The following is a 14,243-nucleotide window of genomic DNA, read 5'->3' as shown; positions in this document are numbered from 1 at the left end:
ATCTCTTTGATTCTAAGTGTTAAAAATAATGGTTTTGACAATCACCGGACAGACCCGTCCGCCGACCACCGGCTCGCCGATGTCGATATAATCGCCGGCCGCGGCGTAAATGCCGTCCAGCGAGATGATCGGCTTATGCGCTCCGATTCGAAGCGCCATCGCATTGCCCAGCGCCTTCCCGATGTCATTTTCCACAATGACGATCAGGGGCGCTGATCCTTCGATAACGGCTTTCGCCCCGCTTACAATGGCTTCGGCCAACGTTTGAATCGCGGCGAAGGTCGAAAAGGCCATCCCCGAGAGCCCAATGGCTACCGGGCTTTCACCCCCTCCAAACAGCGACAGCTTGTTGCGGATGGTCTCCGTGATCTTTTTGGGATCTGTTGCTTCCTCCTCTCCTATTTTTAAAACTGGTATATTTTTGATGGGCAGCGTGTTCGCTTCGTAATGAATCGTGCTGCCGCTGACATTCACCGTATGGCTGCCGGCGCCGACTACTGTCGCCCGAATGGTCTCCCGGGCTTCATAAACCGGCGCTTCACTTTTTTCAAACCGATGCTTCAGTGCCTTTGCCAGCAGGACACCGATGTCTCCATAAAGAAAGGATTCCAACGATTCACCGGCATTGAGCCGGCGCACGTTCTCCGCTACGCCTCCCGAAAGAGTCAATGCATCCATATGAAGCGTCTGGGGCAGCGGCGCCCCATCATTCGTATAGAGGCTGTCGTGATCTGGCGTACGCGCCAGGCCATTAACGGCTTGAATCAGATGGTCGGCCAAGACATCGCAAAGTTTTTCAAGCTGCTGCGGATCTGCCGGCTCACCAACGTGTAAAGGAACGCCCCGGCGTTGAGCCAGTTCGGCAATCTTGGGAAAGACGGCCGTGATGCGGCCGTCATCGACGCGCACCAGACGCCCGCCGATATCGAGGCAAGCCGTCGCGATCAGTTTCCCTCGGTCAAACACGGCGATATTGCTCGTCCCGCCGCCAATGTCGATATTGGCGATCACCTTTCGCTTTTCTTTTGAAAGGCCATCCGTGCCGGCGCCCTTTGCCGAAAGCACGGATTCCAGACTTGGTCCAGCGGTGGCGACCACAAAATTGCCGGCCAGATCGCTCAATGCCTGGAGCACGCTGTCTGCGTTCTCCTTGCGCGCCGAATCCCCGGTGATGATGACTGCGCCCGTCTGCAGATCTTCCGGCGCCACGCCCGCTTTCGCATATTCTTTTCGCAAGATCTTTTCGATAGCCTTGGTATCAATCAATGCCTCCCCTATAAGTGGCGTAAAATAAATGGGCGACCGATAAACCACCCGTTTGTCGACAATGTGGATACGCGGCACAGTATAACTGCCTGCTGTATTGCAAATAGTCAATTCACTGAAGATCATCTGCGTGGTCGATGTGCCGATATCAATGCCAACACTTTTGATCTTTTCTTCCATGCTCATTTTTGTTAACATCCCTGCTTTCTTTTTGCTTTGCTATCATGAGGCTTCTCTCCGGGGCAGTGCTGCAAGGCAACAAAAAATCCGGGATACGAAAAATAACCTTTCGTTTCCCGGACTGCGCCGCCTCGGATTCTCGGTCGATGCTGCCCCGCATCGGCTGATTTTGTTGTATTTAGATTTTTGTTTCTTCCGTTGTCTCTATCGGCCAGCAAATAGCGGTTCGTGTTCCCGTTTCATCAGAATCAACCTGCACCTGACCGTGTAACTTATCTGAGATAATTGAACTGACAATGGATATGCCAAGACTGTCCTTATGCGGCTGATTAACATCGTAGCCGCATCCATCATCACAAATGTCCAGACCACAGATGGTCTGATCACAGACGATGGTAATTTTAATTTTCCCATGGCTTCTGCCGACAAAAGCGTGTTTAACCGAATTCTGAAGAATTTCATTCACCACAAGCGCGATATTGGTTGCCTTGTCTGATCTCAACTCAAAATCGTCACCTTTAATTTCAATCCTTAGCTCCAGCTCCGGATCCACCGCGTTGAGAATATTCTGCCGAACGCTTTGAAGCACCCGTTTGATCTTAACATCGTTCAGACCGCTTTTAGACAAAAGTTCATGCGTCGCCGCAATGGACATGATTCGCAATTCACATTTTTTCAGTGCTTCTCGGGTCTGCGTATTCCGGCTGCGTCTTCCCTGTAAATGCAAAATGGAAGCGACCATCTGAAGATTGTTTTTAACGCGATGATGAATCTCCTGCATCGCAAGCGTTTTATAAGCCAGTTCACGCTCTTGTTCTTTTTCTGTTGTCACGTCTTTAATAAGAACCGCTGCCTCCCCCCCTCTTTCAAGGTTCAAGTGAATATGGCGGATAATGAAATACTTATTGCTGATCTCTACCTCTTGGCTGGTAACTTTTTCCGATGTCGACGGATCCCAATTCACCAGACAAAAATCGCGATAGCTTTGTCCCGTCAAATGTTCACCAAAGCCAAAACTCCGATAAATATCAGCCGCATATTGATTACAAAAGCGAATTCTTCCCTTTTCATCGACAATGAGCAATCCCTCTTCAATGTATTTTGTTAGATAAAGGGAATCTTTATAGCCGGCAAACGATGCCGGTTCTGCCTGCGGGATAAATTGATCCAAACCATCAAGGTCTAATACGTTTTCGGATTCCATTGATTTTTGAAAGCGCTGTTCTTGTATCAGCACCCCGATGAGCCGCGACTGGTTGTAAATCGGTTCGACTGACTGAACCACCGGATTCCCTTCCTGGGTGACTCCTCTCATTTTGCGCGTCGCCATTCCGGTCTTAAAAGTGAGGTCAACCCCGGGCTCATCCTTCGCCAAAGCATATTGCCCAACGACAGTTGAAGAATAAGCACTTGGCGCCGTCTCCGGTACCGCCATGGCCACTACTAAAACGCTATGATCTTTCGTCACGCAGTCAATAAAGACGTCGCATTCCGTCATGTTCGCAATGGACTGCAGTAAATTCTCAACGGAAACCAGCAGTTTAATATCATCATTTGTCAATGTCGTATGCCGGCGCAATAATGATTCCAACCTCATATCAGATTGACACCCGCTGCAAAATTACTGAGGCCACCTGTTCCATAGGAACATTCTTTTCGCGACTTAATTGTCTAATGATATGATATGCTTTATTCTCTGAGCATTTTCCTTTATCCATTAAATATCCTTTGGCTCGTTCAATTTGAATCCGATGTTTCAGACGATTTTCCACTTTCTGAATTTGCCGATTCAACTGCTTAATTTCCTGACTTCGTCGCAGGGCAATTTCGATCGCCGGCATCAGATCCCCTTCCGAAATGGGTTTTACCAGATATCCCCAAACACCGTTTTGTTTGGCTTGTTCGACATAACTCAGCGATGTAAATGCTGTCAGCATAATAATGGCATCGGCAAGGTGCCCTTCGTTAATGACCTTGGCCGCCTCCAATCCACCTACAATCGGCATTTTGATATCGAGAAAAACCAAATCTGGATGTGTCTTTCGACAAATTTCAATGGCATCAAAGCCGTCCGGCGCTTCACCGACCACTTCGTATCCCTGATCCTCCAGCATTTCCCGTAAATCCATCCGTAAAATTGGTTCGTCATCCGCGATAACAAGCGATACCTTTTTTAATCGATCCATGACTTTTCCCCTTCTGTTTTTGCTCCTGTAGCAAGCAAATCCATCTGTTAAACTTTAGCAAAAAAACCCTTTCAAGTTGCATTACAGCAGCATTGCCGTAAATCATTTGAAAGGGCTACATCACTCAATCATTTATTTATTTGTCATCTTCCGCAGATCGCCGCAATGTTTGTATTGCTATTTTCATATTTCAGGTCTGTAATTTACATGTAATAGTTTACCATCTCCCTCTTTTCTTGTCAACGATTTTTCTAAAGATTATCAGCGCTTATTTGCAAATTTTTGAGATGTATATCCCCATCTATGCTAAACTAAAATCGTTCTTAATTGCACGGACCGCACGCATTCACAATCAAGGAAATTAACATGCCAACTGTCTTCCATTCGTCTAAAATTTTCTGCGACCTCAACATCCCTTTCATCACAAAGGCACTCCTTACCTGGTTTGCCGAGAACAAGCGCGATCTGCCCTTTCGCCATGCTGACGAGCAGGGCCGCAAAGATCCTTATGCCATCTGGATCTCCGAGATCATGGCCCAGCAAACACAGATCGACATCCTGCTTCCTTATTACGAGCGTTTTATCCATCAATTTCCAGATGTCGCGACCTTAGCCGCCGCCGAAGAAGATGCTGTGCTCAAAGCCTGGGAGGGCCTGGGCTATTATTCCCGGGCACGCAATCTGCGCAAGGCAGCCCAGACCATCCAAAGCGATTTTAACGGCCGCTTCCCGGCGACCTACGCCGATATTCTCTCCCTTCCCGGCATCGGGCCCTACACCGCCGGTGCCGTCGCGTCCATCGCCTTTGGCTTGCCGGTTGCCGCGGTGGACGGCAACGTCATGCGGGTCATCACCCGACTCGCCGACTGGCCTGTCGACATCGCGGGCAACGACGCCAAAAGGAAAATCGGCGCCGTCGTCACTGATTTGATGCCCAAAGAGGCCCCCGGCGACTTTAATGAAGCCCTGATGGAGCTCGGCGCACTGGTGTGCACGCCAAACGCCCCTGCCTGCCTGCTCTGCCCCTGGCGGATTCATTGCCGGGCACTGGCTTGCGGCCGCACCGAATCTCTGCCCGTCAAAACCAAAAGAGTCCGCCATCGCACCCTCACCATGGCCGTGGCGCTCGTCACCGATATGGGCGGCCGCCTGCTAATTGAAAAACGCCCGACGGGAGGCCTCCTCGCCGGACTGTGGGGCCTGCCCATTGTCGAAGCGGATGACAGCGCCGCCCCCTTGAACGCCGCCCTCAGCGCACGGCTGGACCAACCGATGCAGGGCCTTTATCTCGGTACGGCCAAGCACGTCTTTACCCACCGCACCTGGCGCATGCGCGTTTATCACTACACGGTTGACGCCTTCCCCGACGGCTGCGTCGTCGCCGACCGCAACGATTTGCGCCGAACCTACGCCCTGCCCACGGCCTTTTCCAAACTGCTGCCGCTGCTCAAACAATCGTGACGCCGCACGCCCGCTGAGCGGGCGTTTTTTACCGCGTCGATTTCAACACTTTGATTTTGCTTTCAAAACCCCGGGTATTGGCGTATAATATTTAAAAATAGAATTTTAGATTCCTTTGCGGCGTGCCGCACATTTGATGAAAAGAGGTCTCCCATGAAATCCCGTCTATCCCGATTAAACTCCAACCGCAAAATCGCCGGCGCGGTTTTGCTCGTCGTCCTGATCATCCTCGGCCTGCTGATGGCCGGCGACCGGTTTTACGTCGACTTTCTCTGGTTCCGGCAAATGGGCTATCTCAATGTCTTTTGGAAGGAACTTTTGACCAAGCTGGCTATCGGCACCCCCGTCTTTGCGGTCCTGCTGGTGGTCCTGCATTTTTATCTGCGCTATCTGCGGGCATTGGCCGACCGATATACCCAAAGATCGCCTCGGGTGCTCCAGCGTTCCGAGCGGCTGGGGCTGCGGCTGGTGATGGCCCTGGTCGCGCTTTTCATCGCGCAGAAAGTGGCCGCCGGCACCTGGAATGAATGGCTGCTCTCCACCCATTCCTCCGGCTTTGGCAAGACCGACCCCCTTTACGGGCTGGACCTTTCCTTTTATTTCTTCACGCTGCCGATGCTCAAAGCGCTGCATACCGTTTTGCTGAGCTGCTTTGCCGTCCTGGCGCTCTTCACCCTGCTTTACATCCTCTATGCGCTCTACCGCGACAGCGATCTGGATCCCGGCACCTGGCGACGCGGCCCGGCTCTCGGCGACGCGCTGCAGCGCGCCGGCAAATCCTTCCTGCACCTCATCGCGGATCAGCTCGGACGCTTTGTGGGCATTTTCTTTTTGCTCGCTGCCCTCGGCCTGCTCATCCGTCTGTTCGAAATGGTCTACGGCGGAACCGGCATGGTCTTCGGCGCCGGCGCTTCGGATATTGCCATCGGCCGGCCGGTGCTGATCATCGGCATCATGCTCTGTCTCTTCTTCGCCGTGTTTTCTGTCATCCACGGCCGCAGGGGGCAACTGCGCCGCCTGGCAATCGGTCCCGCCGTGCTCATCGCCGTGATGATCCTCGGCGGCATCACTCAAAGTATTTATGAATACGCCGCGGTTGTGCCCAACCAATACAATCGCGAAAAACCCTATGTCGAGAAAAATATCCAGGCCACCCGGGATGCCTACGGCCTGGACGACGTGACCGTCAAAGAATACGCGCCCACCCAAAAAATCACCGCTGCCGATATTCAGAACAACCGCACCACCATCGCCAACATTCCCATCAACGACCAAAAGCCCACTCGGGATATGTACAATTCGCTGCAGGGCATTCGCAATTATTATAAATTCGACGATGTCGACGTGGACCGCTACCCCATCGCCGGCCATCTCACCGAAGTTTTCGTGGGCGAGCGGGAAATGGACACGAGCGCCCTCGCAAGCGACGCCAAGACCTGGGTCAACCAGCATCTGAAGTACACCCATGGTTTCGGCATGGCCGTGTCCCCGGTCAACAAGGTCAACGAGGTCGGCCAGCCGGAGCTCACGGTTAAAAACATCCCGCCCCAAAGCCGCGCCGCCGCGCTCAAAATCACCCAGCCGCGGATTTATTTCGGCGAGGGACATTACGAATACTGCGTGGTGAACGCGGCCTCCAAAGAATTTGACTATCCCAAGGGCGACAACAACGCCGAAACGCGTTACACCGGCCGGGCCGGCATCCGGCTGAACTTCTTTAACCGGCTGGCCTTCGCCCTTTACGAGCGCTCGCCGGAAATCCTCTTTTCTTCTGAAATCTCGAGCGACAGCCGTATTTTGATCCATCGCAACGTCATGGCGCGCATCAAAACCATCGCGCCCTTCCTGGCCTATAATAACGATCCCTATATGACCATCGTGGACGGCCGGCTGTACTGGATCGCCGACGCCTTTGTGAAAAGCGACCGCTATCCCTACGCCAAGCCCTACGACAGCGCAGGCCATAATTACCTCAAGAATCCGGTAAAGGTGGTGGTCGATGCCTACAATGGCGACGTAACTTTCTACCAGGTGGCCGACGAACCGATTCTGAGCACCTATGCCAAAATCTTTCCGGGACTCGTCAAGAACATCCATCAGATGCCCAAGGGGCTGCGCGCGCACCTGCGCTATTCCAAAACGGTTTTCGATGTGCAGGCCAAAATCTACGCCACCTATCACATGACTAATCCCCAGGTGTTCTACAACAAAGAAGACGCCTGGAGCGCAGCACATCAGTTTTATGGCACCAGCAAAACCGAGAAGGCCATCGGCTCCAACTATCAAATTATGAAGCTGCCCGGCCGGCAGACCGAGTTCATGCTGACCAAACCCTTCACGCCGCGCAACAAAGACAACGCCATCGCTTGGCTCGCCGGCGTCTCCGACGGGGACGACTACGGCCGGCTGCTGCTCTATCAATTCCCCAAATCCAGCCTGGTATACGGCCCGATGCAGGTGGAACAGCGCATCGACCAGGATACCACCATCAGCCCGCAGCTCACCCTGCTGGGGCAGCAGGGCTCCAATGTGATGCGGGGAAACCTGCTGATGATCCCCATCGAGCAGGGCCTGATCTATGTCAAGCCCATCTATATCCAGGCGGATTCCGGCGACAACAACCTGCCGGAAGTCAAAGAAGTGATCGTCTGCTACCAAAATAAAATTGTGATGGCCGGCACCCTCGATGATGCCTTGGCCAAAATATTCGACACGAATGCGGCGGCCGACACCCCGACGGCCGCCGAAACGCAAAACCAGTCCGGCAAACAAAGCCAGAGCATCAAAGCGCTGGTGAAGCAGGCCAACACCTTGTACACCGAGGCCACCAAAGCCCAGCAGGCCGGTGACTGGGCCACCTATGGCGAAAAGATCAAAGCGCTGAAATCGGTGCTGGCCAAACTCTCCGAGCAGACCAAATAGACACACCGCAACACAAAAATCCCATGCGCCGTAACTGTCGCATGGGATTTTTATTTATGCAATTTTATTTCCCCCTTTTCAACTTCAAAAGAGCTGCGCCTGTGCTTCCATCTGATAGGCATAGGCCTGAAACGCCCGGCACGCCGGATGATCGAGTTGAAAGGTCACCAATGGCGGCGACTGATGCATTACCAGCGTCGTGTCCGAGCCGATCACCAGTTTCACCGGCGAAGGGGCAACGCCGGCAGGATATACAAATAATAGTTGGCGTGGGCCTTGGGCAATGCTTTCAGATGACGCAGATGCGCCTCGTATTGTGACGGCGTATAAACTATCAATTCGCTCGGCGCCGCCCCCCCCCGTATCTGTCCGGCCGCAACCGCCGCGTCGGACGCCCGGGGCCAGTACTCACAGACATAGCCTTCCTGAAGCCAATGCGCATAATGTTTTTGCTGCTTTCGCCACGCTGCCATCAGAGTTTCCGAGCCAAAGCTTGCGGGCAAATCCTCCGGCATGGTCGCCAGCGACGGCCCGCTTTGGATCACCGTCACCCCGCTTTCGGCATCGGAGACGCCGCCGTCTCGCCGATACACATTAATGGTTTCGCTTGGGCGAACAGCCCGCAATAGGCCCGTTCGACGGATACGAGGCTTGACACCGCCTCGTGGTAATGATAGAGACCCGTCCCTCGCAGCCTGCCACATGGCAAGCCGTAACTGCGGCAACGCCCGGACATAAAAAGAAGGTGTGGAAAAAGGCTCCATCATCCCGGACATATAAAGGGGCAGCCAGCTGCGAATGGCGGGCCGCATCTCGCCGAGCCCCGGTCGATGCTGTGGATCATTCGGATGCGCATGCCCCTTTTAACACAGGCCACATCAACGCGGCCCATTTTGCGTGGAAGGCCGAATCCGACACCAGCCAATCCATCGGGCTGATCGGAATACGGCCAAAGCATTTTGGCATTTCGGCAAAGGGCCGTCCTCAAAATGCGAAGAACCGCCGTTCGAAGCCCAGCCGCCCCGATATAAATGCCGGCTGAGCACCGGCTGAATCAGGTGCTGTCACTGCATCCAGCGGCGGCATTTGTCCCTCGCCGGCTTCGGAAAAATCCGCATCAAAGGCCGTTAATAGCCGGCCGGCTGCCGCCGCCCAATCCGCTTCAAAGGCGTCAAAATCACAAAGCCAGCAGAAAAAATGGCCCTCGTCCGCCTCCGACGCTCCCACTCCCATCAGCCGAGCTAAGGCGGCTTGCCGGCCCATGGCCGTTACCCGGTCGTAAAGCAGATCACACAGCCGGATCGCCAGTGCCGGATTGGATTTTGGCGAACGCGCTCCGGAGCGAAACCAGCTGATCAGCGAGGCATCCACATTCAGCTTCTGGCTTAGCTTCACATTGGCCATCCCCACCAGCCCCATAACGGCATCCAACTCTTCGCCGAAACGATAAAAGGGGCCTGCCGTTCCGGTCGATGGCACCTGATTCCGGGAGGTTTCTTCCCCTTCAAGCGGCCAATCCGCAAGACCCTGTTCGAAATCTGCCGCCTCGTCCTGATCTGTTACGGAAACCAACCGCGCCCACTTCCCCCGATCTCTGGCCAATTGACCGATCCCCTGCACCAATTTAGACAAACTGGCACTCGTAGCTTTCGGCACCCTGGCACCGCTGCGCATTCGGCTGATATTGGTGTGGTCAAATCCCGCGTATCTCGCCAATTCGGAGTTATTCGTCCCGAGAACGGCCATGAGTTGATTGAGTCTCTCACTGAACATGACGTATCCTTTCCACAGTTGATTCCCCGGTGCTGCCTTCTGTGCCAAAGGTTTGTCATTGACAGTCCTTTGGCACATCTTTCTTTTTCACGTTTTCATTATACATATAGAATAAACAGGATCGCATCTCCGATTTGCGGTCTCTCACAAATGTCCGCGTTCCGTCGTTCAAGAAATCCAAATTTAGGAATTAAGAAAGGAAGGATTCATCATGATGCAAAAGAAAACAACCGCCCAAATAACCTGGCGTGTCCTGGCCGGACTGCTGCTCGCCCTGGTCTTGGTCTTCTCTCTGACTGGTTGCGGGCCCGATCCCGAATCGGAGGCCAAGGCCTCTTTGGAAAAAACCTTTTTCACCCTGAAATCGGCAGATGCAAAGACCCTTAGCAAACACAACGGCAAAAAGGATTTTTACGGCGATGCCGATAAAATTTTCGGCTCAAAAAAGGCCGCCCGGCAAATTGTCAAGAGCTTGTTTGCCCATTTCGACTACAAAATTCTCTCATCCAAGAAAGTCAACGACAACAACGTGACTCTCCGCGTCAAGATAACCAATGTGGATATGAACAAGGTCGTTCCCAAATGGTACAAGAACTTTGTGATCTACGCGGCAGCGAATCCCACGATTGCCACCGACGAAAATGCCATGATGGCAAAGACCGTCGACATCCTGAAAACCGATATTGACCAAGCGGCCAAGGATAAAAACTTCGCCAGTAAAACCGTCACGATCAAAATGGAAAAGGTCAAAGACGAATGGAAAATCAAAGATCCAAACGATAAAATGCTCGATACAATGCTCGGCGTTTTCCAGAGCGTCATCAACAATTTCAAGTAAACAGGTAACCGTTCGTTCCACTTCCAAGCATCGGCATCAAAAAAAGACTGTGACTTTTGTCACAGCCTTTTTTGATGCCTGTTATCCATATTTCCCAGGAAATATCCACTGTTTTTTATTTTTTCCGGGACGCCAAAAAATAGGGAATGGCCACCAAAACGATGCCGCCGATCATATTCCCCAGCGTCACCACACCCAGATTGAACCAATAGCCGGACCAGGTAACCGCCGCACCGGCCGGACTGAACATCGCGACGCTCAGCAAGGTCATATTTGCAACACTATGTTCAAAGCCGGTGGTGATAAAGGCGAGCAGGCACCAGAAAATCATGATGAGCTTGCCGGACTCCGACTGACATTTTGTGCCGCACCACACGGCCAGGCAGACCAACATATTACACAAAATGCCCCGCATCAAAAGCGGCACAAAGCCGGCGCTCATTTTTGCCAACGCCCCGTTCGCCATAAAGGCCGCCACGGCGCCGGTTCCCAGGCCGGTTGCTCGATAAATGAGCGCCAACAGAAAGGAGCCGGCCAGATTTCCCGCCCAGCAGATAACCCAAAGGCGAATCACTTCCGCCAAGGTCACTTTTTTCTGCAAAAGCCCTGCGGACATCACAAGGTTATTCCCGGTGAAAAGTTCTGCACCGGCAATGACCACCAAACTCAGTGCCGCCCCGAAAGCAAGGCCCATCACCGTTTTTGTATAGGATGCGCCGGCCAGCTGGCCGCCGATGGTAAAACTCAGCAGCACCCCGATCCCGATATAGATGCCCGCCATCATCGCCATCATCCAATAACCCAGCGGATTCCTTTTTAAAAATTGGACTTTCCCCGCGGCTGCGCGGGCCGTCGCGTCATAGGTTTCCGTAAACATGGTATTCTCCTTCAATCGCTTGCAATGCCCGCCTTTTACGGATGACTGAGCGTCGCCTCATAACCGTTGTCGACGCTGACTTCGTTGCTCCACGCCGAATAATATCGCGTGCCGTCAATTTCGATGTAGGCCCGCACCTTTCCTTTAAGCATATAACCGGCATCACTCGTTGTGACGGTCACCGCAGTGCTGTCGGCCTCCCGGTTTTCGCCCTGAATCACCTTTGATGTGCCCGGCTGCAGCAGGGTGATGCTTGTGTCGTAGCCCGTTGCGCCGGAAACTTTGTTCCAGCTAAAGCTCTTGGCGTCCATCCCGTTCACATCTTCCACATCCTTCCAGGTCTGGGCCTTCGGCGCGGACAGAGCCCGAATGGTATAAACACCTTTAACCGTCCGGCTTTTGCGGCCGCTGCTATTGTATTCCACCGCGCGGATCACCGTCGTATTTTCCGGCGGCAGCACAATGGCCCCGGTATAGCGCGTGGATGCCTTGGTTGGTGCATCCCCATTGGTCGTGTAATAAATGGTCTCTCCGGATTTTCCGGCTTTGATACCCAGCTTAAATCCGGCGTTAAAAGTGCCGGACGCGTCTTTAAAGACCGGCTTGCCCACCAGCAGCGTTTCCCGGCGGTCAATATAGCTCGTATCGCCGGTGGCTTTTGCGGCCCGATTCAGCAAATCGCTGATGGCGTCATTACTCTTATTGGCCGTCACATAAAGATCGATCAAGGTATCATACAAATATTTTTTATCTTTCTTAGATGTCACGTTTTTCAAAGCCTTATTGACAATCTTGATCCCCGTGTTGTATTTCCCCAGACGTCTGGCCACGTCTCCGGCTGTCACACCGGCACGCCGGTTGATGTCATCGGCTTTTGCCACCTGATTGAGTTTAGCCACAGCCGCCCGTTTGCTGTTCGTCCGAGTGTAAAGAGCCGCCCACAGCGCCTTGCCATAAGTGGTGCTTTCGCGTTTAGCCGCCGCGTTAAGTTGTTTTTTCGCATTCGGATATTGACCCAGACCAATATCTGCCGCAGCCTGTCCTTCATAACCGTCGGGCTTGCGCGCTTTGATCCGAGACGCCTGGGCATAGCTTGCTCTCGCGTTTTTGTATTTGGCCGCATCTAGATAACTGTCACCGGCACGCATCGCATGTGTGTATTGGTTGTTTTGCAGCCATAAAAACAAACCGCCAGCCGCAGCTGCCACCAAAATCAACACCGCCACCACAGCAATAGCCTTTAGATTCGGCTTTTTCTTTTTAACCGGCGGCACAATCTTTTGCTCAGGCTTTGCTTCCTCGTCGCCGGGTCGGGCCCCCGACACCTGCCGTGCGCTCATCCTTTTTCGCCAGCGACGCTTCCCGACTGCTGTGTTTCCTTCCCTGGATGCCGGACGCACAACCGCCTCAACTTCCGACAGATCGAGTGCCTTTCCCTGATCGCGATCTAGATCAGACGGCGCCAATTCGTCGGAATGAAATAATGCGTTGGGACTGCCGCAATGCTTACAAAAACGATCCGTTGCAATGATCGGTTTTCCACAATGTCTGCAGAACATTTTTTCTCTCCATTCTTGTTTTAATTTATTTTATTATAGCACAAGTTCTTTTTTGCCATTTAAGAAAGCATTTAAAATCCGTTCGATCCGGCTGTGCGTTTTAACCTCTGTCGTTTTTTAGGACGTTTTTGATTTGCTGGTTGACAATTTGATAACCCTATCGTACAATCAGAATGATGTTAGGCATTTCTAACTTAATGTTTTTTATTGGAGGTTTTCATGAAAAAGTTATTAGCGATCTGTGCGATCAGCATCACTCTCTTAGCTGTCGCCGCCTGCGGAATATCCGAAAAAAATCATCAACGCAACGAGTATCGGTCGAAAAGGTCGAAAAAGACGGTTACTGTCACGACCTCCTTTTTGTACGATATGGTTAAGCATCTCGCTGGTGAGAATGTCCACCTCAAACTTATTATTCCCGCCGGAGAAGATCCGCATCTGTATGTCGCCAAATCGGAGGACCTTCGGAAAATTCAAAGCGCGGACTTAGTTCTTTACCACGGGCTTCACTTTGAGGGAAAAATGCAGGATGCGCTCAAAGGAAAAGGCTATGCCGTGAGCAAAACCTTTAACCTCGAAAAAATCGGCAGCATGGAAGAAGGAGGGAAGCGCGTTCAGGATCCCCATTTCTGGTTCGACATCGATCTTTATAAAGAAGCGACTTCAAACGCCGCCAGCGCCTTGATTAAAACCATGCCCGAAAAGAAGGCACAAATCGAAAAAAATCGGGATGCTTATCTCAAAACGTTAACGGCCCTCGATAGGGAAAATAAATCGAAACTCGCACAAATTCCAAAATCACAACGTTATCTTATCACGCCGCACGATGCTTTTAATTATTTCTCGAGACGCTACGCCATTCTCGTTCGCGCGCCCCAGGGCGTCAGCACAGACAGCGAAGTAGCCAACAAAGACATTGAGGACACCGCCGATTTTATCGTTGCCCACCGCATCAAAGCCATCTTTGCCGAGTCCACCACCGATCCTGCCCGGATGGAAAAGCTCAGAGAAGCCTGCCGGGCCAAAGGCTTTAATGTGAAAGTGGTCAAGTCTGAGGGCGAACAACTCTTCTCCGATTCTCTGGCACCCAGGGGACAGGCGGGCGATACTTATGTGAGCATGTACCGCCACAATGTAGATTTAATAGTCCGCTACCTGAAATAACCGGCAGTTTCGAACAG

General features: G+C 52.5%; 12 protein-coding genes. 4 read left to right on the top strand and 8 right to left on the bottom strand.

What is annotated here, in order from left to right; genetic code table 11:
• Nucleotides 1–12 precede the first annotated feature (12 nt).
• The 3 genes from V3C63_RS06640 to V3C63_RS06630 form a co-directional block, all read right to left on the bottom strand.
• Nucleotides 13–1,464, bottom strand: coding sequence for an ethanolamine ammonia-lyase reactivating factor EutA (locus tag V3C63_RS06640; protein WP_329887019.1), 1,452 nt, complete (start codon nt 1,462–1,464; stop codon nt 13–15).
• 160 nt (nt 1,465–1,624) lie between these two features.
• Nucleotides 1,625–3,043, bottom strand: a complete 1,419-nt coding sequence (locus V3C63_RS06635) for a sensor histidine kinase (RefSeq protein ID WP_329887018.1) — start codon at nt 3,041–3,043, stop codon at nt 1,625–1,627.
• Between the two features lies 1 nt (nt 3,044).
• The gene (locus V3C63_RS06630; protein WP_329887017.1) at nt 3,045–3,632 is read right to left on the bottom strand and encodes an ANTAR domain-containing response regulator; all 588 of its coding nucleotides are present in this window, start codon (nt 3,630–3,632) and stop codon (nt 3,045–3,047) included.
• A 366-nt stretch (nt 3,633–3,998) separates the two neighbouring features.
• Between V3C63_RS06630 and mutY the strand changes: the two genes are divergently transcribed.
• Both mutY and V3C63_RS06620 read left to right on the top strand, forming a co-directional pair.
• Complete coding sequence (gene mutY / locus V3C63_RS06625) at nt 3,999–5,093, top strand: A/G-specific adenine glycosylase (RefSeq protein ID WP_329887016.1); 1,095 nt, start codon at nt 3,999–4,001, stop codon at nt 5,091–5,093.
• Between the two features lie 153 nt (nt 5,094–5,246).
• Complete coding sequence (locus tag V3C63_RS06620) at nt 5,247–8,015, top strand: UPF0182 family membrane protein (protein ID WP_329887015.1); 2,769 nt, start codon at nt 5,247–5,249, stop codon at nt 8,013–8,015.
• Nucleotides 8,016–8,099: 84 nt separating this feature from the next.
• Here the strand turns inward: V3C63_RS06620 and V3C63_RS06615 are convergent, their stop codons facing one another.
• The 3 genes from V3C63_RS06615 to V3C63_RS06605 all read right to left on the bottom strand — a co-directional run bounded on the left by V3C63_RS06615 (nt 8,100) and on the right by V3C63_RS06605 (nt 9,788).
• On the bottom strand, nt 8,100–8,231 hold the full coding sequence (locus V3C63_RS06615; protein WP_329887014.1) for a hypothetical protein: 132 nt from the start codon (nt 8,229–8,231) through the stop codon (nt 8,100–8,102).
• 5 nt (nt 8,232–8,236) lie between these two features.
• Entirely contained in the window at nt 8,237–8,827 is a 591-nt protein-coding gene (locus tag V3C63_RS06610; RefSeq protein WP_329887013.1) for a hypothetical protein, read from the bottom strand.
• 172 nt (nt 8,828–8,999) lie between these two features.
• On the bottom strand, nt 9,000–9,788 hold the full coding sequence (locus V3C63_RS06605; RefSeq protein WP_329887012.1) for a helix-turn-helix domain-containing protein: 789 nt from the start codon (nt 9,786–9,788) through the stop codon (nt 9,000–9,002).
• A gap of 211 nt (nt 9,789–9,999) precedes the next feature.
• Between V3C63_RS06605 and V3C63_RS06600 the strand changes: the two genes are divergently transcribed.
• On the top strand, nt 10,000–10,626 hold the full coding sequence (locus V3C63_RS06600; protein ID WP_329887011.1) for a hypothetical protein: 627 nt from the start codon (nt 10,000–10,002) through the stop codon (nt 10,624–10,626).
• Between the two features lie 115 nt (nt 10,627–10,741).
• Here the strand turns inward: V3C63_RS06600 and V3C63_RS06595 are convergent, their stop codons facing one another.
• Nucleotides 10,742–11,503 (bottom strand): formate/nitrite transporter family protein, encoded by a 762-nt coding sequence (locus V3C63_RS06595; protein ID WP_329887010.1) that lies wholly within the window; start codon nt 11,501–11,503, stop codon nt 10,742–10,744.
• 35 nt (nt 11,504–11,538) lie between these two features.
• Nucleotides 11,539–13,062, bottom strand: coding sequence for a chitobiase/beta-hexosaminidase C-terminal domain-containing protein (locus V3C63_RS06590; protein WP_329887009.1), 1,524 nt, complete (start codon nt 13,060–13,062; stop codon nt 11,539–11,541).
• A 219-nt stretch (nt 13,063–13,281) separates the two neighbouring features.
• Here V3C63_RS06590 and V3C63_RS06585 point away from each other — a divergent pair, with 219 nt between their 5' ends.
• Complete coding sequence (locus V3C63_RS06585) at nt 13,282–14,226, top strand: metal ABC transporter solute-binding protein, Zn/Mn family (RefSeq protein ID WP_329887008.1); 945 nt, start codon at nt 13,282–13,284, stop codon at nt 14,224–14,226.
• Nucleotides 14,227–14,243: the final 17 nt, after the last annotated feature.

This window comes from Pseudoramibacter faecis (assembly GCF_036289405.1).
In the GTDB taxonomy this organism is placed as follows: Bacteria; Bacillota; Clostridia; order Eubacteriales; family Eubacteriaceae; genus Pseudoramibacter; species Pseudoramibacter faecis.
Note: the sequence above shows the minus strand (reverse complement) of the source record. Positions and strands in the feature narration are given on the sequence as shown.